Origin of the sequence: Arenicella xantha (assembly GCF_003315245.1) — a bacterium.
In the GTDB taxonomy this organism is placed as follows: Bacteria; Pseudomonadota; Gammaproteobacteria; order Arenicellales; family Arenicellaceae; genus Arenicella; species Arenicella xantha.
This window is the reverse complement of the sequence record NZ_QNRT01000006.1, coordinates 15593-40937: the sequence shown is the minus strand read 5'-3', so window position 1 is coordinate 40937 and position 25345 is coordinate 15593. Positions and strand designations below refer to the sequence as shown.

Below are 25345 nucleotides of genomic sequence, written 5' to 3'. Positions count from 1 at the left end.
AATACGTGTTGAGACCTCTAATCAACAAGCTGAGTTAGCCGACGTATTTACTTATTTACAGCCCGTCAAAACTAATATCACTACAGATAAGTCTGATCATTTTTATGATTTTGCGATCGACCCTAATGGTATGTATGCAGTGGCCGCTGCGGGTAGTGGGGGTGTTGTCATTTTTAACATTAACTCGTCTACTTTTACGGCCGATGTTAATGACGTGACTAACCCAGACGAGCTACGTGAGTTAATCGATCGTAACGACGATGGAGTTGATGACCGCATTGAAACTCGCATAGCCTTACCGTCTGGTTATGCAGCTCTAGGTGTCGATCTGTTTTTTGAACGTAACAATGACCGTATTTTTGTAACCGCGGCGAAAATCGGTTCGATGGCCGCAGATGCCAAACTGTTTATTTATTCGATAGACTCACTGGATATTTCCTCATACACCCTAATTAGTGAAACTCGACTTGGTGCTAATTTCGCTAAAGGTATAGAGGTAGAGAATAACCAAGCCGTGATAGCTATGGCCGAGCGTGGGATAGGTTTTGTAGATGCGTTTCTGCATAGCAAGCCTTATCTTTCTGATAGTTTGAAGTTGCCGGGCGGCAGAGCGGCTCTTGATGTAGCAAGAGTTGAGCAACTCGATATAGCGCAATCGATGTACCTAGCGGTAGGCGGCGAGTTCGATTTAGCCAATAACCGTTTAGTAGACAGTGAAGTGGTCGGAGCTGGCGGATTTCATGTTATTGAACGCACCACCAATGACGGACTGCAGGTGCGCGCATCGTTAGATATTCCCGCCAGCAAAGTGCTTGTTGAAGCGGTGAACCTTGCTAACCCACGGCCAAAAGTGGCGTACTTATCAGCGGGCTCAATAGGTGTGGTCGTGGTAGATATTCAGAACTTGAGCAGGCCTAAAATTATTCACCGAATTCCGTTAGAAAGCTTAGATATTTCGTTACTCGGTAATACCTTGTATGTCGCATCGGGAGCTTCGGGAATTACTAGTTTTGATGTTACCAATCCCTCCGCACCGGTCATTGTCGATAGCTATGAAGCCTTTGATGGAAACATAATCGATACAGTGCTAGCCACGCCATATTCAGTGATTGGTGGTGGTTCATCAACACTTGGCTTAGGGGTAGTTCAAGAAACGCCTGACGCTATCCTAAAATTACAGTCAATTGACCCCGCAACTGGTGTGTTGGATGTTGGTATTGATGGTGATGTTTCAATACGTCTGCGGTTCAATAAGTCAATCGATCAGGATCCGAGTAATTCACAATATTTTAGTGTGTTTTCTGAAGCTGGTACGATTGTGCCTTCTAACGTTAAGATAAACGGTAATGATGCGGAGCTAACGCTTAGCTACCCAGATGTATTGTCTTCTGGTGAACGATTGGTTGTGGTCGCCAGAGCCGGACTAGTCGCTAGTAGACCGGTGTTGCAAGACGGTCAGCAAATCAACATACAGCAATACACGCTAGGCTTTGATCAACGGGTGCCAGTTATATATCGTGGGTCGCAAGTCGAACCCTTGAGTTTGAATGCGGTGGTGCCGCGACGTGTTCCGGTCGCGCAGCCAGCATCAATTACTGTTTCAGGAATCGGTATACCTGAAGATGCTTCTCGAGTTCGAGTCTTTGTCGGTGATGCGCAGGCCGATGTTTCAACGATTCAAGCGAGTGCCGAAGATGCACGTGTGGCTATCGTCACTGTAGCGTTACCGACTATAGCGCAGCCTGGTCAGTACGACGTTCGGGTGATGGTTGAGCGTTCAGGGATTTGGCAGTCTGCCGTGTTACGGGCGGGTCTGCAAGTGGATCAGCCGATTCGTTTTGACTCTCTTGCTCCGCAGTGGGGCCCAGTTAGCGGCGGCACATTAGTGACGATATATGGCGCGGGTTTTGAGCCTGGTAACACCGTTATGTCGGGTCTCAGCGTCAAAGTGGGCTCGCAACCAGTACAGAATGTGACTGTGTTATCGAGTAATGTGATTGAGGTCTTTACCCCTCGTGGAGTCAGCGGACTGAATTCAGTTACCGGTAAAGACCGCTATGGGAATAGCACGCAATTGGTCGGGCAACAGGGGTTCGGCTACGGGTTACGACAGCTTTCTAACGTTAAGGCCAGTTTAGTCAATCCACTAGACGTGTATGTAGACCAGCAGACGGGGGTTGCTATTACGGCCACTGGATATTTCCGTGATCTGTCTACAGACGATGTATTTCGTGCACCGATATTTAATGAGTCTTTGTTTGCCGCGAGTTTTGATGTGCAGAGTCCCACGTCGCCATTGTTGGTAGGCGGCGCGCCCACGCTTCCAAGTGGTGAGCAAGGGCGAGCTGAAATTGACCGGTATGTACGTCGACAACAGCTGCTTACAAAATTGTTAGAAAATGAGAATTTGATCGATAAGCCGCCTTTAACGCCTGCCGAAGAGGTAGAGCTGGCGTCGCTTGGTGATGGTGCCAGTCTGGATTTTTCAGTCGATTCATTGCGACTTCAACCAGGCATCGAGTATCAGCAAGGAGTCGCTCAAAAGCGCCTGTATGTGGCGGCGGGCAATAGTGGTGTTGCGCGTCTTAATTTGAATGAACAAAATGGATTGCAGATACTTAATACTGTAAGTGCTGGCGGAATCGTGCGAGATATTGAAAAGGTAGGCTTGAGCTTATTCAGCACTGGTACGTCGTCCGCTGATGTAGATAAGTTGCCTAAAGAGTGTACCAGTAAGTCAGGTTTGTCCTCTGCTCAATCGTTTAGCGAGTTCAGTTTTGCACTACCAGATGACCCCATTTATCTGTCATCGGACTTACCGTTCGCTGGCGGTGAGGTGATGGCGTCGCATAACGGTTGGTTGTACGTCGGCGGTCGCGGGCAAAGCGCAGTTTGGGGGACATGCCCAGCAACTTGGCTTGGAGAAACTGCATCGAAGGCGAGCAATTATGGTGCGGATTCGGTGCAAGGGGTAGACCTGAATGACCCACTAATTTCTAAAGTATTTAGTTTTGACGCGACGGTTTTCGACGTAACGTTTTATGGTCAAACTATGATCGTCGCTCTCGGCACGCAAGGTGTGGAGTTATTCGATCAAAATTCACCTGAAGTCCGCACTAGGGTTGATCTAAATCAATTCCAAAACGAGCCGGTGGTTGCTCGGCGTGTAGCCGTGTTTGGTAATTTACTGTTTATCAGTGCGGACTCGGCTGGCGTCATCGTTTTGGATATCACCAATCCACATGAACCGGTGGTGATATCAGCTGGAAACAATGAGAATGCCGATTCGGTTGATATTTTTAGAGACCGGCTGATCGTTGGAGCAGACAAGGCTGGCTTGAGAACACTACAAATGCCGGCCTCGGCTGTCGTTGATACATCGGTGGATGCGATGGGCAAGATTTCCGATTCAGAGTTGTTTACGGTTAGGTTCAATGAATCGATGGCTATTGATTCACTAACGGCGGACAATGTGGTTAGCGTGATTGATCTGGACAGTCAACAGGTGGTTTCACATACGGTGTCGGCCATTGACGTAACTGATTCGAGTGCGTTTGAATTTAGTATCGCTTTTGAGCGCGATGCGGGCAAGACCTATCAAGTATTGATAGACGGTGCACAAAATCTACGTGGTTCCGGGATGTGGGCACCGTTCTCGCACACTCTGATCGCTGCGACCGCTGGAGCGCAGCGACCCGTCGTCACTGAGTTGACTGGCAATTTATTTAATCGTGGCGGGCAGACGGTGATAAGCATCACTGGTGACGGCTTCAGCGCTAATACTTCAGCGACAGTTGGAGGTTACTCAGTTCCAGTTGCTTATATTGATTCTAATACCCTACAAATTGCGGCGTCTGCTTTGGAGCTTTTGCCGTTGGGTGTTGGTCAACATAGCTTGCGTCTAAGTGACGCTGAACTAAATACCATCGTGCCAGGTGCCATAATTTTGGCAGACGAGTTGGTCGATGTTCAGTTCAAACTTAGTGTCGATACGGCGGATGTAAAAGGGGGCAACGACATCACGGTTACTGCTTCCAAAGACGTTATTTTGCCTGGTTCAACAGTCATCATGCGCTCAGCCAGCGGAAAAGAAATACGCACGGCTTACAATGATTTAGGCTTTGCAGAGGTTGAGCTATTAGATGATGTGATATCGCTTAATGAATTCCAATTTAGAATTCCTGGCGTGTTAACCCCTGAACGTTATGAGGTATTGTTATTAATTAATGGTATCGAAATCGCCGTTGGCGAAGTGGTGTACACACTTAGTAATGGACTTGGGTTTGAGCTTCCAAACTATCCTCCGCACCGTCTAGGTGCCGCAGTTGTGCGCGAAGATATCTTGTTCGCTGGCGTGTTAACTGGCGCTTCACCGACAAAAGCCAATCGATTTTTGATGAACGCGGGTCTCGAGATCTTTGATATCGGAATTTGGGAAAATCCGATCCGAATCGCTCAGCTACGCAGTGATCAGCCGGTTAGTGGGTTGGCTGTCGTTGACAACACCGTATATATGGCAAACGGCGAGAGTGGCTTAGCGATTGTTAACATTACCGATCTTGAGCAACCGTTGTTGATTGAAGACTTTCCAATCCCTGGGCATCGAGCCACCGACGTTACTGTTAATGATCAGTCTCGTATCTTAGCGATGTCGGCTGCCGACGATTTGGGTACCGGTTTCGTACGTTTCTATGACCTCGACCGTGACACGTTGAGTCCACCTACTGGTTATGCAACATTGTTGTTTAATAATGGTGATCTGCTCGGCCAGCCCATCGATATTCAATGGCATCAAGGTCAGCTTTATGTATTGCTAAAACGCGGTTCTTCACTCCATCTGGTGGTGTTTGATGACCCAATAACAGGCACGCATCGCACTCATGCAATCGAACGGGGTAGCGTTGACTCAATTTACAGCGCGTCGATGCGCGTTCAAACCGGTCAAATAACTATTACCACAGAGCGTGAGGTGTTGGTTGTACAGTTAGACGATGCTGGTGATTATCAAACAGTATATTGGAATAGCGTGGACTTTCCAGGCGCGGAGCTATTCGCCAATGCTGGCGGCACGTTCATAGGGACACGGGGCGGAGCGGTGGATACACCAAGCCCGTCATTAGTGGTGAGCAATATTGTGCCGAGTAGTGGCGGAATTGTAGCGCGTGGTGAGCCGATATCAATCCATTTTTCTGACCTAATCAATACCCAAGACTCTGTAATCCGCGCTGGAATTTCGGTGCTAGACGCGCAGTCTAACCCTGTACCTGAATCTGATTATAGCTTGACTGCTATTAATACCTTAGCTGGTGCCGCGATTGAAGTACGTTTCATTGAATCGAGTGGTATCACCGGTAGCGTTACGATTGAGGTCAACGACAATATTCGCGCATTGGGCACAGCGCCGCTGCTCGAGGCAGTGTCAGTAACTTACACTATTGTCGATGGCACGCGGCCTAGTTTAGGTGATATACGGCGTGTCACGGCTGTTGGAGAAGGGCGCCATTTTTTCCACGCTGATGGCACAGAGTCGGCGCTGTTGACTGGGTCTGGTTTTGGCGACAGCACAAGTGATGTTAAGTTGTGGGTTGGACAGACGCGTATTTCCGAAGCGGCGATCACGCTGATTTCGGATAGCGAAATCAATTTTGATATGCCCGATTTGCTGTTAGCGAACATCGTAGCATCGTTACCAATCACACTTGAGGTTGGATCACTACGTGCGGTCAAGCAAGGCGGTATCGTGGTGTTGCCACGTATCGATATCGATGACATCCAGCCGACACGTGGGCCACCGCAAGGGGGTAATATTGTTGAGCTATTCGGTAGTGGTTTTAACCATGACACGACGGTAAGGTTTGGCGAATCCTTAGCTGGCGACTTAGAAGTTGTGAGTAGTGGACATATTCGAGTTCGGGCGCCGTCGGGTAGTTTCGGATTTGCATCTGTTAGCGCGGAAAACGTCCAATTTGCAGGCGAGCGTTCGGTCTCACCTGTTGACTACTTTTACGCCACGAAGCCAACTGGTTTCGTAGACCTAGACCCAGATAAACCAAGTCCGATTTCCGGTATTCATTTGGGCGAGCAGATAGTGTACTCAATCACTGGTGGGGAGTATGAGGTGATTGGAGCGAGTACGGGGCAGGTAGAGCGGACATTGCGTTCCAACGTTGCCCGCTTAGTGGTGGCTGATGTGTCAGACCCTGTGCGCCCGCGTATTGTTGAGAAGCTACTTGGTGAGACCAATCAGCCATACCATATAGATGTAACCGGAGGGTTGGGAGCACGCGGTTTTGCCTCTGTCACTGGGGCGGGCAATGAACTATTTGCGATTGGCGGCGATCAGTTGTTCCACTTCGACACTACTTTAGCCGCTGACCCCGTGTTACTTAACACTTATCAGTTACCTGGCACAGCTCGACACATGATTCTGGACGGTCAGCTGTTGTATATATCAGATACTCGTGGCATCCAGATTTATCAGATAACTGAGCAGCGCGATCTTCGTTTGCTTAAAACGGTATCGAGTCTCGAATTGCGTGGTACCACAGATCGCCTGTTTTTGACTGGTAACAGTCTGTGGGCAGCGATGCCAAATTCGCGCCGGTTAGTCGAAATTGAATTAATGTCTGGGCGGTACCAGATCGTTCGCGACATCGCAGCCGCTACCGCGTCAGGAACGCGCTATAAACCTCAAGATATCTTGGTGCAGGGCGATTTGCTGTTCGTGGCCACCGGAGATCGTGGCACAGTTGAGCTGTTTGCTTTAGACGACACCAGTGGTACTCCCGTCGCTTCGCTGAACTTAGCCTATCTGGTACGCAATGGACGTCTCGATGCTCGTCAACTGGATTTGCGTGGACAAACTTTGTATGTGGTGAGCGGGCAGGGTGACTTACAATTATTTGATGTCTCAGCTTGGTTGCAACGCGACTACAATGCAACTATTGGGCTAGCAAACTACTTTTCAGTACAAGGTGATGCTCAAACATTTGCGTTCCATCCTCGCGCTTTGTATATCGGTAGTGCATTTCCCTACGTCAAGGGTGCGGCGGTTGAAAATCCTGTTGCTGAACCGTCAGCTGCGTCCCAGCTCGGCGGTAGGCTTAGTACGCTGGCTAACGACCGGCTCACCATTGTTGGGCAGCGGCCCAAAGCGGAACAAATAGTCTCTTCTGACACGCCGGTTTCTCTTCAATTTAATCGTCACCTTGATTTAACTCAAGTGCAAGAACTTGGCGGAGCACTGTTCGAAGTGTTTCAAAATGGTGCGAAAGTCAGTGGTTTTGTTAGCCTTGAGACTACACGTGATGGATCGAATCTGATCTTCCGACCACAAGCCCCATGGACCGATGGTCTGCGTTATCGAGTCCGTTTATCTGGCGCATTACGCGACAATCAAGGTGTGCTGTTGGGTGCTAATTTTAGTTTCCGGTTTGTTGCCAGCGCGCAAACTGCCCCAGCGCTGACCGAGGTCCAGCCGAGTTTTGCAAGCTGGCGCGGTGGGGACGAGATAACCCTGCTAGGTGATAATTTCTCGACGCAAACAGACATTTTTCTGGGTGGCTTAAGGGTGCCTCATGACCAGATTGTTAGTGTTACCGAGAACCAGCTTCGTTTCGTTTTACCTCCGTTAGATTTGTCGCCGGACGACAATGTGCTGATGGGAGTCGAGGTCAAGAACGGGCCGTTGTCGGCTAGCTTGCGTGCGGCGTTTAATTATATAGCGGATCCTCAAATTCAGGCTGTTGGCGCATTTGATTCCGATCAAGATGGTATTGAAGTGGACACCACACGCTTCACCTTTAATGGTCGTGATCGTGTGGCTATTCAAGGAGTTGGCTTTAGTCCGCAAACGCGCGTTTACGTTAATGGAGTGCTTGCGCGTGGCGTTGTGCTTGAAGGGCCCAATCTGATTAGTTTTGAATTACCAACTGATACCCTCGGTGAACTTACGATTACCGTGTCGAATGCGGCCACGGGTGAGGATTTGTTTAGCAATAACGAGTTGTCGATCGAGTTGCTTGCTAATCGGCAGTTGACTGGTGTGCAGCAGATATTTCGACAAGGCGATTTGTTGCTATTAGTGGATAAAGACTCTTCGTCGTCGAGTGACGCTTGGCGTTTGACCACCACGGCGGCTTCAGAGCTACCACAAACCTTGGCTACTGGCGTTGTGGCAGGCCACATAGTTGATGCCGCTATTGATGGTAGTTATCTCGCATTGGTCGTCGGCACCACGGCGCATCGTATAGAGATTTATGATATTTCGAATGTGTACTCGCCGCAGTTAATCAACACCTTTTCCAATGCGCTAGGTTATTCGATTAATGACATTTTCTTAGCCGACAATATCATTATGGCTAATGGGCAAGCTGCAGGTGTACCGCAGCTATTGAGTGCTTATGTGATGGGCGACCATCTTGAGGCCATGCCTGTTCCTGGCAGTCTCGACATTGGGTTTGATGCTAACGGCGCTTACGTGTTGACCGACGAGTCACTGGACTTTTATTCAATTCCCGCACTCAACACGGTAGATGCTAGCTATCAGCACACTGTGGCTGCTGCTGAAGAATTATTAGTTGATGATCAGCGTTTGGCTATTCGATCCGGGTTCGAAATTGAATTGTTGAATGCCTTTTCTCTCAAGCGCCAGGCTCAGGATGTTTTGATTGGAAAAGCCTTTGTGGAGCATCAATCTGCACGAATCAATGGCGAGTTACTTGCTGTGACTCAAGATGATCAGACGGTCGTGCAGATTTTGGATATGAATCGATTTGGGCAAGAGATTCAACTTGATGCTTTAACTGAGATCCGTACACAAGGAGGCTTGTCGAACACCGCTCCCCAATTGGCATTTGATGCTGATTTGTTGGAGTGGGTAACGGAAGCAGGGGACTATTGGAATATTAGCCTGCCTTTCAATAATGTATGGCAACTTAACCCTAAGCTAATTAGTTCGCCGACGCAGTCACTGCGGCTGAGCATAAGTGGTGCCACGGATAACTGGCGAAGTGTGGTAGTTGATGTTATTCCTCAAACAACCGGATTACGGTTGCCTGGGTATCAAAGTACGGTTGGCTCTAATTTGTTGTTTGATGTTATTGGCGCCGACTACGAGCTAGGTCAGACTTATTCTTTGTCACTGGCGGTTAATCCTGTGCAGGCGATTACTGGCGCTGAAGTGGATATTGATTTGCCTTGGCAGATCGGCACTAATGTATTTTTTGATACACAAGCGGCAACCTTGTTTGACATTACTCCGACCAACAGTATTACCGGTCGTGCGATCGACTACCAAGTTTGGGGGCGGGGACTGGGCGCAGTATCGGCGCTCAGGCTAGGCGACTCACAGCTTGACCCGAGTGCGTTGTCGGTCTCCGAAAATGGTGAGCAGATCAATTTTAACGATACTCAATTGACTGCGGGCTATAAAACTCTGCAGATAGATCAAGGGGGGGCTGCCGCCACGGCGACGTTGCCTGCTGCAGTATTAATCTCGCAGGCGATCACTGTGACAGATGTGGTGACCTCTAACAGTGTTAATGACAAGTCTTTGAGCGATAGCGGTAACAATCAGATACTCATAAGCGGGCTTGGTTTAACGGGTAATCTCGACGTCTACTTGATTCCATTTGACAGCGGAGTGGTGCCTGATGACCGATATCGCCTAGTACATCGCTTAGTAGATGGATCGATCCTGGTCGATCGCTCACCGCCAGTGTTAGCTAATCAAACATATCAGATTGTAATCAAGCGTTTGCAAACTCAAGAGTTGGTTGAACTTAGTACACCTCTCTTATTGAATGGTATTGATGATACTAGACCGCGTATTCTCGAGCCGACCAAGGATATTCAAACCTATTCGTACGGCACAAATCTTAGCCTAGCCTTCAATGAGCCGATAGCAAATGCGTCATTCACGGTAATCAAACAGTTCTTAACCTATGACAATGAGGCTGATGTTGATGTATCGAATCGCTTTGAATTAGTCTACCCAACTCCGAACAAAGTAATTTTACGGCTTCGATCTGATCAGGCGCTTGACGATAATGCGCGCTATGTTATCGCCATGAGCGGCCTGCAAGATGTCGCCGGAAATTTGGCTGATGACTTAGGTTACGGCGTTGGGCAGTTCTCGCAAACCTTTACCGCGCGCGACACACTCGCTCCGCGCGGAGTTGCCGCGTACTACAAAAAAGGAGTGAGTCTAGAGCCAATTACACCGGATACTAAGTTGACACAAGGCCGGTACTATCAAATTCAATTCGTGGCAGATGATAATTACAACGACCTGAATGATATAGTCTTCAACTATAGGGTATCGACAGCTTTTGGTGTTCCAAGGTCTAGCCCTAAAATTGCGGAAAATCGTCAGATCTCGGTGCTTATGGCTGCTGATTTTGACTATTTTCACCTAGACCTAGATGTCCGAGATAGCGCAGGTAATGGCGTTCCAACTAGGTTTGAGATTAAGTTGATTGAGCCGAAGGTTGAATTAGAGAACTTCGTGACAAATCCGGAGCGACCAGAAGAATCTACTCGTGTTGATCTAACCTTTGACTTGCAAGGTGATGTCGACTTGGTGACAGAAGCGAGAATGGGTGTTGATGAAGTCAATAATGCTTATCGGGCAGATGTGTTCGATCGTTATGATCCGCAATCCGGCATTGTCTCAGCATCATTTTTAAACCCTAAAATCAAGGATTTAACAAGCGGTGGTGATGAACCATACACCATGACTGCGCGTTTAGCGGTTACGTATGGAATTGGGTTTAGTACAGTTATTAACCATGATTATCTACTGTATTTAGATAGTACGCCGCCAAGCCTATCGATTGTGTCTCCTGAAGATGGCGATTATGTTGCCATTGGTGAACGGACCGACATCTTGATACAGTCGTTTGATAAGTACGGTATTGACCGTGTTGAAGTAAGCCGTGACGGCGGAGAGTTCGAAACACTGGCTGACCCTACTCGGTACAGTGTTGAGGTGACTGATGCCGATATAGATTTGGTTAACGGTATAAGTATTGCAGCACGCGCCTTCGACCCCAATGGTAATGTCAGCGAAACGGCTACTGTAAATCTGTATCCATATAATGCGGCGGATGGTGCCCCGAGCCTTGAAATCATAAGCCCGAGCAATGGTGAGACGTTTTATGAAAATGAAACCATTACCTTTGAAGTAAAGCTTAAAAATGTTTTGGAAGCAGACTTATTTCTGGATGTAGGTGGCGTTGCGGCAACAGCCGAATCAGCGATTCATATCAATCGTGAGCCAACTGACTCTGAGCGGCAGTTGGTAACTGCTACAATTCCTTCGGTGGATGAATCGATTGTGGTGCTGGCGCGGTTGCAACGAGGAGCGCTTCGCGGCTTCGCGTTTTTGAATGTGATTGATGATACTGGCATAGAGCAAGCTGCGAGTATAATTACCAAGCCAACGACCCAGATACTCACTGGCACCGATTTGATGGTCAACGTGCCGATTCCTGACGAAATGCCCGACTTTTCAAGTGAGTCATCAGTGACTGTAATCGACCCTGCCGATGGCGTCGTGGCAGCCGTTGCGTCTTTTGCAGAACCGTTTAGTACTAAGGTAACTGCGTTAGGTGATGACGTTCGAGTGTCTGCTCATTTAATGGACCGATCGCAGAATGAGATTGATTTCGACAAGACACTGGAAAAGCTAGCATATTTCACCGATGACGCACCGCAAGTGGTTTTAACCGCGACGGCTAATGAGAAAATTGATCACTTAGTCGCTGCCAGCCAGCTAGGCAGCGCGGTACAGGTTCTTGCCGGTATCAACTTAGCGCAAGGCGGTTATCGCATTGTGAGTAATGTGGGCGAATTAGTTACCAATGGAAGTGGCAAGCTCGACCAAATGATCAACACCGGCACCGGCTTGTTAGTGGTGATAACAGACCAAGGTTCTCAACGTCTTGAGTTCCACGCCTTTGATAAAGAAAATCTCCAAATGCCTGTTACGCAACCCGCATACGGTGATGTTTTGGCCGCGCAGGGTAACAAAATTTGGCTGCGTTACGGTGAAACTATCAGCCTTATTACGGCAACCGATTCTCAGTTTGTTGCGACCCTCGGGTTGCATATGGCCGACCCGATACGTGCTGCGCAAGCACATGGCCAAGACCTACTGGTGTTGACTGATGAGGGGCTGGCAAGGATTGCGGTGTCGACTACCACAACACCTCAATTGCAGCTCGTGAGCTTTGTTGCGCTGCCAGATCAGCAGGGTTTGGCTGTGACAGGAAGTCAAGCTCTGAGTTGGACGGCCGATTCTATACAGGCACATATACTAGAGGCTGATGGCGCATTGACTAGTTTGTTGCCTCAGGTGTTCGACGGAGAAGTGGTTGATGTAGTATCCGATGGTGATTTGTTCTGGATATACACTCGAAATCGTCAGGGTGATCAATGGCGAGCTTACCGGTCAGGAGAACTACTTGGTGTGCAACGCACCTTACCAGGCGAAACCTTACGAGCGTTTGTTCCAGGCCAACTATTCCATACGGCCATTGAGTCAGATCGGCAACAGATAATAAATTCATCGATAGAGTCGTTGGATGCTGTGTTATCGCCACCGACACTTAGTGTATCCGCTGAGCCAGCGGTTTTCGGTGTAGAGTTCGCACTCCATATGGACGGACTGCCATTTGGTGCAAACACAGTCTACTTACAAGACCAAAATGGCTTGCGTCTGCCTAGCACGCATGTGTGGCGTAATGGTCAACTAGGTTTATACGTCGCTTATGCTGATCTGATAGATGCCTCACAGGTTTCGGTTATCGCTGTCTCTCACGGTGTGAATGTGGCTGAAACGATCATCATTGACGCACCGTTGAATACGGCTATTCAACGCATAGAGCCCGTAGCTAGTGCCATGCTTACTCGTGGTGCAGACGTGCCAATGTTGGTGCGATATTTGTCGGATGCACGCATTGCTTCTCATAGCGTGACGCAAACTTCACTCGTGCTTGGCGAACATCAATCGATTGGGTTTCAGTGGCTACGGCTTGATGGCAGCAGTAACCTTGATGAGCCGATCGAAGTGAATGGGAGTGCACAACCAGCCCTCAATGCTGTGTTGATCGACAATGCAAATTTGACCTCTAAGCTGCAAATTCTGTCACCGACCAATAATGCCGCCTACCGCGAGGGCGACGTTGTCCAGATTAACTATGAGTCACTGCATGCTACCGACGAAGACTATCGCTTTAGTAAGATTTCGCTAGTTGATTTCGAGCAGAATGTAATTGCGGACGTGCTGACTGCGAGTGCATCAGGTTCGCTCGATTTGCGCCTTCCTGCAGTGCCTCAGTTGGATACATATTTTCTGAAGGTGCGCAGTTATTACGGTGACGAATTAGCCTTTGTTGAGCGCCAAATTGGTATCCGTTTAGCTCCTCGTCTTCAGGTTCAAACCCCTCAGGTTGAAGGCTTGGCAGGGCAAGTATTTGCTGGTAGTGAGTTATCATTGTCGCTGGTTGAGAGCAGTGTGTATTCGAATAGCAGTACTACTTTTGAGGTATATGATGATTCTCAACAGTTAATTTTCTCTGGGGTTGGAGGCGTTAGTTTTACCGTACCGAATGGCACTGGCTATTTGCTAGTAGTAGCAATTGTGAGCGATGAATTCGGCAATCAACGTAGAGTTGAGCAGCATGTTACGGTGGTTCCTGGTATTCATCCAAATGTTGAGACCGGAAGTGGCCTAACATTTGATCAAATATTGCCCGATGTTGGTATGGTTTGGTTAACAAAAGGGCGCTTTATTACAGACCAATACGGTGTGCGTTTAGCTGAACTCGATGCCGATATTTTAGCTCTAAGTAGGCTAGGCGATCGCTTATTGGTGGCACTTGCAGACAATCGCTTGGTGGTATTAGATCCAGTTGAAGAGTTTCAAGTGGTCGGTACTTACTCTGTGCCTTCAAAAGTGCTTGAACTAGCAGTTTATGGCGACCGCTTTTTGACACGAGATTTCGCCGGTAATGTGCAGGCATACCAAACGTCAGGTAATGAAATTTCGCCAACGTCTATGTCAGTTGTTGGTCAAAATAATCAGTCAAATCTGTTAGTTCAACCTTCAGATGCGGTGCAATTATTGACTACCAATAAGGGATTTGCTGTTCTGTTTGAAGATTCCCTTATGGAATTTGATTATGCGTTTAATGGTAATGTCGAGTTAACCTATGAGACGCCAGAAGCTCGCTCAGCAGTTGTCCACGAAGGTGTATTCCAAGTAGCAACCGCTAATCAATCAGTTATTAGCATTGTTTCCGGTGAGCTGCCGCGTGAGCACTCAATTAGTGTTGATGTTCAGACCTTAGTTAGTTATGGACGTATTCTCTTAGCATTGAACGAGACAGGTCTAGCCTTTATTGATTTAGGTAACCCAAGTTCGCCCACCTTAGTGGCGCGTCATTTTGGCCTGGCATTGCCTGACGTGTCTAAAGCTACCATCGTTGCTGGGCGTATGGTGTTCGGCGACATAACTCGCAAGGCGATTATATTTGATCGACGTGAGACAGGTTTGAGCCCTCGGTTCTCTGAGTCATCGGCGCGCGGTATTGTAAATAGTGTCGCTATCAGAAACGGTGTCGTAGCGGCAGCGGCTCGAGAGTTTGGCGCTCGGGTAATAAAATCAGTAGATGGTCGCTGGGAAACTGAAAGCTATCCGACTCAAGCGTATACGGTCGCTAGTCATGTGGCCGCGGTAGATGACAATGCTGTTTATCTTTCTCAGCAGGATCGTCGCGTGGTGGAAGCGGTAACCATGAGCTCGAGTGGTGATAGGCATCTTGCAGAGCAACAAACAGTTTTCCGCGACTTAAGCGCCACACAGGTAGCGGTTGGTGAAACCTACGTGGTCGCCGCAGCGGGTAATCAATTGCATATCGCTAAGCGCGATGACTTCGCTCAGGTTGGAGTGCTTCAGTTAGGGAGCATTGCTCATTCGGGCGACCCGTCTGCGATAATCACTGAATTGGTTGCGTTTGGCGATTCTGTCTTCTATGCAACCAGTATTAACAGTTTGCACCGAATGGAGCTCGGTAGTTTGCCGGTTGTCGACTCACTGGTCGAGGCACGAGAAATACTTAGCAATTCTGATCTCGAGATCAAGAATCTAGCTACTAGTGGTGATTACTTGTTCTTTAGTGTAGGGAACACGTTGCACCGATATGCTATTTCAAGCGGCATTGATTCCACGCTAGAGTTCGACACAAACGGTATTCTCGCGTTAGCTTACGCAGACCAGCAAGTTTGGGTAGCTGATAAATTAGCGGGAAATGTTCGTATTCGTGCAATCGATGTTCTCACTTGGCAATTTACTGAGCAACCAGCTTACAACGTCGATAGTACTATAACGGCGATGGATATTGACGATGGCCTAATGGCGTTGGCGTTGGGCAACGATGGTATTCAAGTTCTTGAAGTTAGTGCATTAAGCGAGGTTACAAACCCAGCATTACTGGAGCCCTCAGAAGATACAGTGTATCAACAAGGCCAATTTTTGACGCTGTCGGTCGCCGATCCCATGGGGGTGGTAGCAGTCAACTATCTTATAAATGGTGAGCTGGTATCGGGTTCCGACCGTGCACCTTTTAGCTCGCGCTTGTTAGTCCCTGCAAATCTGCGCAACGGGCAACCGTTCGAGTTATCTACTCGTGTCGAGACTGTGACAGGTGAGATAGTTGCATCGTTGCCCAGACAAGTGCTTCTGCAGGGCGAAGATTTGCCTGTGAATGGATTTTCAGTGGCGTTAGTAAGTCCTCAGTTGGGAGTTCCGACATTTGTACCTAAGCCACTTGAAATTCGCGCAGAAGTAGCAAACTCGACGATGCCGGTGTTTCAAGTTGAATACTATGAGGCTGAGAGTCCGACTGGTAAGTTTAAAATTATCGGAAAGCATTACGGCCCAGAGTACGTGATCTATCGTGACTACCCAGCCGATGAGCCAGACAGTGCACCGCGCTACCTACAAGTTCGTGCAGTCGACGTATTTGGTAACACAACATCCTCTCAAGTAGTCCCGTTTATTCGAGAGGCCGATGCCGAGTTGCCAACGGCAAGCCCATTTTCAATTGATGGTCCGCTGCTCTCTGGAAATCGAATTGTTGAGCGTCATGATTTTGTGATTAGTAGTGTCGTAAGCGACTCAGGTAGTGGTGTCGAATCGGCGATTCTAGAACGCAATGACGTGATTGTCGCTGCTGTGTTTGAAGATGGCCCCATCCATTTTGTGGAGACTACGGCGCAGCGAGATCAGGTATTGAAATATAAACTCACGGTTACGGATAAGGCTGGCTTAGAGTTCGAAATCGAAAACACATACAATATTATAGAGGACACTAAACCAACAATTTCCGGTTTGCAGGTGAACAATACGCCAGTGCTCGAACGTGGTCGCTTCAACGTGTTATTCAATGCTCAAGATCAAGTAGCTATTGAGCACGCTGAAGTAGTTTGGAATGGTGTTACTACCGCCGTAGCATTGCCGCCTAGTTCGAGCGGACCTGTCAGCTTGCCGGTTAATACTTGGGTTAGAGACCAGCGTGCTGATCGACTTGGTATGGCGACCGATCAAACGCTTACGGTTAGGGTAATTGATGATCTCGGGCAACTTGCTAGCGACGAAATTCAGGTATCTATTGAGCCTGATTTAGCACCGGCTACGAGTCAGTTAGTCCTTGATTTCAATGCCAATGACTTTTATGGCAACCCACTAGTTGTTCGGGCCGCGGGCTTAGCTGGAGCAAACCAAGGAGATGATCCGATACGTATAGAAGTGGTTGAAATATCACCAACTAATGGCAAAACCGTTGCATCTTCCAATGTTGATAGTCCGTTTGGATCGGCTAATCTAAGCTTCATTCTACCAAATGATGACATTCCCAACGACGACTACCAGTTTCAGGTTCGGCTTATCGATCACCTTGGACAGTCAGGTCAAACTGAGACGAAAACGGTTGCGTTAACCAGGGTGCCAAACGAACTACGTTTCTTTAAAGCACCTGATCAACCGATGTTTAATCCAATTGCTTTCACAGTAGATGCGACTCCGGTTTATCAAGTTGAGGTGCTCGACAATGCAAACCGTCGAGTTCCAAATCAGTCTATACGCTGGCAGTTGGTTCCGGTTTCGAGTGCCTTGGCGGGGCAGACCATTGAATTAGGTCAAACAAGTTCCGATATTCACGGTTTAGCATCGATTGTCGTCAATGCGAACCAGCTACAAGGTTTGTATACGTTGCGAGCAGCCTTAGTTACACGCGCGCACGTATCAACTGAGCGCCGCATTCGAATCGACACCGGTGAAACCGTTCTAATTGAAATACAAACTTCGGCTCCTGTTAGAGCGCATGAACAACTTGTTCTTAGCGCGACAGCACGAGACCGTGGCGGTAATTTGGTAGTTGACGACTCGATTACTCAATTAACGGTTGCGGTCCCACATGGTGGTTTTCATTTTGGGTTTGCGAACCATGCTGCGGTTACTGCTCTCGAACCGGTTGGCGAACAAGTTGTGTTGACCTTGCAAAATGGACACGCACAGGTGCCATTGACGGTGAGTCAGACGGCTGGAATGTATGCGGCTTCTCTAACAGCCACAGGGTCAGTTCAAACGGCAACCGAAAATATCTCGGGAGACTTTGAGCCATCGAGCATATTAACGATTGACGTGCTTGCGAATGTCGCTTTCCAAGTTCGACTAGAACAGAGCGTGCGAGATAACCATCCATTCGGCGAGCCGGAACGCCTTGAAGCTGGCGAAACAGTGACGATGGTCGCAACTATTTTGGATCAATTTTACAATCATGTAGAAACCTTCTCCGATGAGAACGGGTCGATTGATGCCAATTTAGCTATCGACGTGTCAGTGACCGGCAGCGCTACTTTGAGTGATCAGTCCGTTTCAGTTAATCGTGGTGTAGGGCAGTTTACAGTGACTGATCAGGAGGTAGAGTCAGTTGTTGTGTCAATCGATAGCTTCTCTGGAAGCGATGTTCCGGCTTCATTGACAACACTTGCGGACCTTGAGATTGAGTTTGAAAAACGTAAGCCAGCGATAATTAGTCAATCATTTGTCAAAGCTATTAACAGTACTATCACACCATTGGAAATGGTGTACTCCGAGCTTATCGAAAACAACGTCGACCAAGCTATCGATGCAGTTCAGGTGCGGCTAGCGGATATAGAAGTAGCCGGCGAAACTGTCTATGTTGATGAAACATCTACAATCGCGACTCTCACACCAGAGATGCCGTTTGAGCTAGGACAGTGTTATCAAATATCTAGTGCTTCATCGGTTTGGACCGGTGCAGCGGCTAATGATGATTTGCTCGGCCAAGAAATTGATCAGTGCATGTACGACGCCAGGATTGAGATTCCGCAAACACTGGTCGTCTTGGAGGGCACTACGACCGCGATCAATATTGAATTAGCTGCAGCTATTGCTGATCCTATAAGCGGGCAGTTATCGGTTAGTCGTATCGAATCTGTTGATCCGCTGGCGTACACTGATGTTCAGCAGCAGTCGATTACGAGCGTTGATAATGTGATTGAGCTACCGACTCATACTGGGCAAGGCTTAACTGACGGTCAAACATTAGCGGTCACCATCGACGCTCTGTCGAGCAGTGGTGCGGCAGTGACAGTAGGCAATTCTCTATGGTTGCAGGTGCTACAAGCCGACGGCGATTTCGATGGTGATGGCTTGAGCAACGCTTATGAATTCGGCTCGGATATTTACCACCCGAACAATGATGACTCGGATGGTGATGGGCTTTCTGATGGGCAAGAGGATTTAGACGGCGATGGTTTATCAAACATCGAAGAAGTAGCGCAAGGCACTGAATTAGATAATGCAGACTCCGATGGGGATGGCCTCAATGACTTTGATGAGCTCAGGCTACATGATTCCGACCCACTGCTCGGTGATACCGATAATGACGGTGTTTCTGACTTTATAGAGGTCGTATCTGGCTCTTTGGCGTACGATCCAAGTGATCGTAACGTTGACCCGTTTTTTGTGACGGGGATCGCTGTTGAACCAAGTGCGATTAGCCATACGATGGGTGAGAATGATGATCTTGCACAATTAACCGTAACTGCTACTTTTGAAGCACAGGGCCGTATCGAAACGGTTCAAATTCAATCGCTGTTTGAGTTAGTAGAATATGCTAGCGATGATTTAAGCGTTGTGACCACTGACTTTACCGGTGGGTTAGCCTTTATTGATGAAGGCAGCGCTAGCGTGAGCGTTGAATTTATTGAGAATCCGCTGTTAAGCCAGTCAGTTCCAGTCACGGTTGACAATACCGTGGTGATCGAGTTACCGGATGAGTACGCATTGGTAACGCCGGTTGATGGTGCGGTTTACTCATTCCTACCAACTGACCTTGTCATCATGATCGATAACTCGTTCGATGCTGATGCCTATGTGAATGGGTTTCCGCCCGAGTGTGATTCAGAAGTACCGGATCCCGAAATATGTGATTTCGTCACGATACTTGAAGCTCAAAAATCGGCCGTCTTGTCATTTGTCGATGGCTTGAATCTAGCCACTACCCGTGTAGCTATTACTGTTTCATCTGATGAAACAACGGTTATCCAAACCTTAACAAATGACCGTTCGTTAATTGCAGCGGCTATAGCCGGAATTGACATCAACGACAACCCTATACTGGTCAACTACAATCAACGCGTGGAAGTCGCGCAATCGGTATTGTCCGGCGAAGGATCGCGCGCTAGCGCAACTCCGATGGTGTTGATACTTAGCACGTCGGCTCCGGTTCTGTATGAAAACCCACAAGATATTCCAGCACTGGTATCCGAACCACCAGCGCAAGGTTTCTTTAAGCAAGTTGCAAATTCAATTGTTTCTGAAGCGCTAGCGGGTATTGTTCCTGTGCCTTCATCGTTATCTGAAGAAGGTTTTACGTCAATTCGAGATGCTCAAACCGCAGGCATTGTGATTAATGCGATTTACCTTGCGAATCCATACGCAGACGGCACTTTCGATGTTTATGGTGATTTGTTTTCTCTGTTCAAATCAAGTCCAGGGTCTGAAGACAACTACGATTTCTACGACGACTATAAGCGTGTCTCAAGGGAGGGCAACTCGAATGGTCGCTCTGGTGCGATTGAAGTTCTAGAGGATGCGTCTTTGTTAACAGAAGTGTTACCTAAATTACTAAATTTTGATCAGAGTCTTGTCGACATTGTTGTTAGTAAACCTACCGGATCAACGTTGGAGGAGCTCGAAGTGTGGCTGTATGAGCATGCTCGAGACGATTCTGAAACTGAAGATGGCTTTACCGAACTACTTTTAACTGCCGATGGTCGTGCATTTCGAACTCTATTTTCACCTCGTCATCAGCAGTATTCGGAGCTGTTGGAAGTCTATTCGGGATTTGTTGTACCAGATGTTGGTATCTTTAATTTGTATTCAGGTGTCGAACTTCTGCCGACTGTCAATCCGGCCACGCTAACGGGAGTTTCAATTAATGAGTCTGACGGCTTCTTTGATATTAGAGTCCAAGGTCGATTCCTTGAGTTCGACAATACGATACTTTATGTAGATGGTAATCTGGTCGCGATAAGCAATGCCGATAAGTTTGGATTTGAGTTCAGAATTAGTGATCCTAGTTTATTGACGACAGACTTATATTTGTCGATCAATGGCGAGCCAACCAACACAATCAATTTAGGTGACCCAGATGGCGACGGCTTATCTGCTGATGAAGAGGCGCGGTGGGGCACTGATCCGCACAATAGCGATTCAGATGGCGACGGCTTGAGTGACGGTGATGAAGTTCATATTCACCGCACCAACCCAAATGATTCTGATACGGATGGTGATGGCCACTCAGATGCTTATGATTTGGATAATGATTGGTATTATTTCTTCAAAGGGCAAAACCCGAATGACGGCTTAGGCAAGTTTGTAAGTCCAGTGGGTGACGTTGATGGAGACAATGTTAATGACATGCTGATCTACACTAAGAGCAGCGAAACTGGTGAGCAAGAGTTAGGTGCGGTTAGAGTCGTGTCCGGTGCTGATGGGGCCACTCTACTGCAGGTGGCGTTCCCTGCTGAGATCGAGTCGCCGCTTGTTTCCGATTATGATGTTTTGTCCGTTGCAGACGTTGGCTTGATCGACAACGATACAATCGCTGATTTTGCTGTTGGGCTTAGGTTAGATGAGGGTGAAGTCTATTCGGGTGCTGTTGTCGTTGTCTCTGGCGCAGATGGAAGCACTATTCGTACAATTCATGGCGGCAACAGTGGAGAAGGTAGAAATTTTGGATGGTCTATTGCTGGAATTGGTGATGTCAATGCGGATGGTAGAGGCGATATAGCTGTCGGGGCACCTGACTACGTCGGCACGAGTACCAATTACAACCCCTCGGCGGTATCGACAGTATCCGTTTACTCCGGCCTTGATGGTTCAAGATTACGTGAGCTGACTGGTGGTCAGCGTTTCGGCTACTCTATCGACGCGTTAGGAGACTTTGATGATGGTAATGTTTCCGATTTTGTTATTGGTGAGCCGGTTTTCGATCAATCGGTTGAAGGCTCGGCTTGGGTGATATCAGGAGAGGACTTCTCTGTTTATCATCAATTTAGTGCGTTCGGCGGTGGGTTTGGTCAAGTTGTCCGAGGTGCAAAAGACGTTGACGGTGATGGGCGTTCAGATTTGATCGTATCGGCGCCCTATAGCGATGAAGGTGGCATGTCTCAAGTTGGGCGCGTTGATGTCTATTCTAGTGATGGTTTTGGACTCATACATCGTTTTGTAGGAATTCGAGAAAGCGGAAAATTTGGATTTTCCGTGGATAGTGCTGGTGATGTAGATGGCGATCAACTCGATGAAATTGTTGTGGCGGACCAAGTCAGAAATAGTTCGTCAGCAGGGTCTATGCAGTTGTTCTCAGGGTTTGATGGCCGACAATTATTTGAACTGGAAAGTGAATATTATTCACGTGTTTATAATTTCACAGTCACCGGCATTGGTGACGTAACAGGTGACGACAGGGCAGAGATACTTGTTGGTGTCTATGCCCAAGACACGGATAATGGAGACAGAAGTGGTACTGCTCGTGTCTATTCAATCGGTGGTGACCCAGACGGTGATGGTTTGCTCAACTTTGAAGACCCGATCCCCAACCATTTTACAGATTCAACAACCGATTTTGATGGCGACGGAGTCTTGGATTTTGATGAATTGCTGTACGGCACTGATCCACGGTCGCGCTACACTGACGATGATGATTTGAGTGACGGTGAAGAATTGGAGCGTCGTTTTAATCCGTTGCGTGATGATACCGATGGTGATGGGGACTATGATGATGAAGAGACACACAATCACTGGTATCACTATGTAGATGCCGCTGGCATGCGGTCTGATACGGCTTATGGCAGTGATTATTACGAATTTGGTTCTAGCCTGGCTCGTATTAAGGATGTTGATGGTGATTTGGTCGACGACTTGATTATCGGTTTCCGTGATGATGAGAGCGGTGGAGGTGCTCGAATTGTTTCTGGTAAGACGGGGCTAACCTTGCGCGATCTGTTAGCCAGTGATGGAGATGAGGCTTTTGCGTTCTCTGTGGCTGGGTTGAGTGATATTGATAATGATGGGGGCGGTGATGTAGTGGTTGCCAGAACGACCTATGAAGATGGTAATCTCAAACTTTTTGCAGATGTTATTTCTGGTAAAACTGGTCGTTTGATCTTTTCATTATCTGGTCATTCCCTCGACAGTGAGTTATGCGATCAACCCTGCGGCGTAGTTGGGGCAATAGGAGATTTGAATGGCGATAATATCATCGACATTGGCGTTGGCAATCCATCGCGAGGTGAGTTGCATGCATACTCAGGTGTGAATGGAGCGTTTATTTATACCTTGTCAAGCCCACCAGCTATTGTCAACGGACATAATACGTCTAGTTTTGGACAGTCATTTGCTTATATTGGTGATGTAGATGACGACCAAATAGATGATTTTTTGGTAACGGATCAGGAAGGCCCCTGGGGTGAGACGCGCAGTCGAGTACATCTATATTCTGGTCTTGACGGCAGCCTAATGCGTTCGCTCGGATCGGGAGGTAACGATAGTCAAATGGGTGCTATTGTCTCGCAGGCTGGTGATGTCAATGCCGATGGGAGTATAGATATTTTGGTTTCACCACATCCTGATCAGAGCCGATTTAATGTGCCGATTCAGATTTTCTCTGGCGGCGATGGTCAGCAGCTAATCAGTAGCTTCGTTTCTAAGGAGATATACGATGAGTACTATGAATTAGCCGCTCCATATTTTGCTACCTCGGCTGGCGACGTAAATAATGATCTTCATGCAGATACCTTGCTTGTTTATGCCGTACGAGGAGAGGGTAGCTATATCAGAAGCGTTGAAATCGTATCTGGTGCAGATGGCTCGGTGATTTATGACTTGAACAGAAGCGAGTTGTTTAGCGGTTGGAGTCTTCCTGCCTGGGTGAGTGCGACGGCTGTTGGTGATGTTAATGGCGACAATTTTGGCGATATTGCGATTAGTATGGAATCTTATGGGACGGAGTTTGTTGGTGTCGTATCGAGCAATGGGGATTGGGATTTCGATGGACTAGGTGCGTTGACGGATCCATATCCGAGTATTTATATGGATGAGCACACTGATTACGATAGTGATGGGTTGGGTGACTTATTTGAGATTTCAATTGGCAGTAACCCATTGCTTGAAGATTCTGATAATGACTCTCTGCTCGACGGTGCGGAAGTGAATGATTATGGTACGAGTCCCGTTTTCGCCGATACCGATTTCGACGAATTGCCAGATGGGCTAGAACTCAGTTTAGGCCTAGACCCGTTGAATGCAGCTGATGCAGGACTGGATCTTGATGATGATGATCTAAGTAATGTGATTGAATTCCAAATCGGCACATCGCTTAATGATAGCGATACTGACGATGACACATTAACCGATGGTATTGAGTTCGCTAATATCGGCGTCACCGATCCATTGATTGCTGATACTGATGGTGATGGATTGATTGACCCTCGTGATGAGGCGGAGACATTTAATCAGTGGGTGTATTTTTACAACGGACATAGTTCTTACGAATCATTTGGCTCATCGGTAGATCGGGCTGGTGATGTGGATTATGACGGTGTTGAGGACTTAATTATTGGAGCCGAGCGCCTTCGCCATGACGATATTCAGACCGGCGGGGCATTTGTTGTTTCTGGCGCGACTGGCGCGATATTGCATCGCCTTTTTGGTGATGATGTGTATGCAAATTTTGGACGAAATGTGAGTGGAGCTGGGGATGTTAACGGCGATGATTATGATGATTTTTTAGTGAGCAGTTACTCGGGCGTAGCCCTGTTTTCTGGCCACACAGGTGCGTTGTTTGAGCAGTATAGAAGCACAAGTTTGACAGAAGGGTTGGGTGACTCGATGGAGCCGCTAGGCGATATAGACGAAGATGGCTATTTCGATTTTGCACTCGGTGCGCCTAACGCCGACGTTAGCGATTACTTGGAGGGGAGTGTCTTTGTGGTTTCAGGTCAATCTAGAGAAATTAAATATCGGATTGATGGAATGCAAGCGTCTGAGAGACTTGGTACCGCGATTGCAAGTATTAGTGACATTAACCAGGACCAGATACGTGACATTGTTATCGGTGCACCAGGTAACTCAGACAATGGCCGTCGCGCCGGCGCAGTACATATTCACTCAGGTGCTGATGGTGCGTCTATTGGAACTTTGCTTGGCGAGGTGGAGGGTGATGAGTTCGGTGCCTCGGTTGCTAACGTAGGCGACGTGAATGGAGACGAAATAGATGATTTTGCTGTGGGGGCACCGTCAGCCGACGGTGTACTCAATGGCGTTGGGAAAATCTACATTTACTCAGGTGAAGACAGTTTGTTAATACATACTTTGGTTGGCCTCGAAAGTAACTCACACTTAGGTAGTGAAATTAGTGGTGGTGTAGACTTAAATGGAGACTCAATATTGGATGTCGCGGTTGGGTTAGAGAATTCCGGCGATCAAAATCAAGGAGCTATCGAAATTTACTCGAGCGATGATTGGCGGCTTCTTTTTCGTGGAGAGGGTGATACACCGTACTCAGAATTTGGTAAATCTATTAGCGTGATCGGGCCAGTTAGCAATAGCAGTGCAGGAGCGATCATTATTGGTGCTGCACGCAGCGATAACGGTGGGTTTGATAGCTCCGGCAGCGCCAGAGTCTACGACATAACGAAACAAGGTCCTGTTCAAGAGACCAAGGTTTCAGTGAAAACAAATGATTAA

The 25345-nt window shown here is 47.8% G+C and carries 1 protein-coding gene (only partly in view); it reads left to right on the top strand.

Annotation, left to right across the window (positions count from 1 at the left end; translation table 11 throughout):
• Nucleotides 1-25345, top strand: partial view of an Ig-like domain-containing protein gene (locus DFR28_RS16795; RefSeq protein ID WP_147251043.1) — the 3' portion only. The gene continues 13529 nt to the left of window position 1, outside the view; only the last 25345 of its 38874 coding nucleotides appear in the window; its start codon lies beyond the left edge, outside the window; its stop codon occupies nucleotides 25343-25345.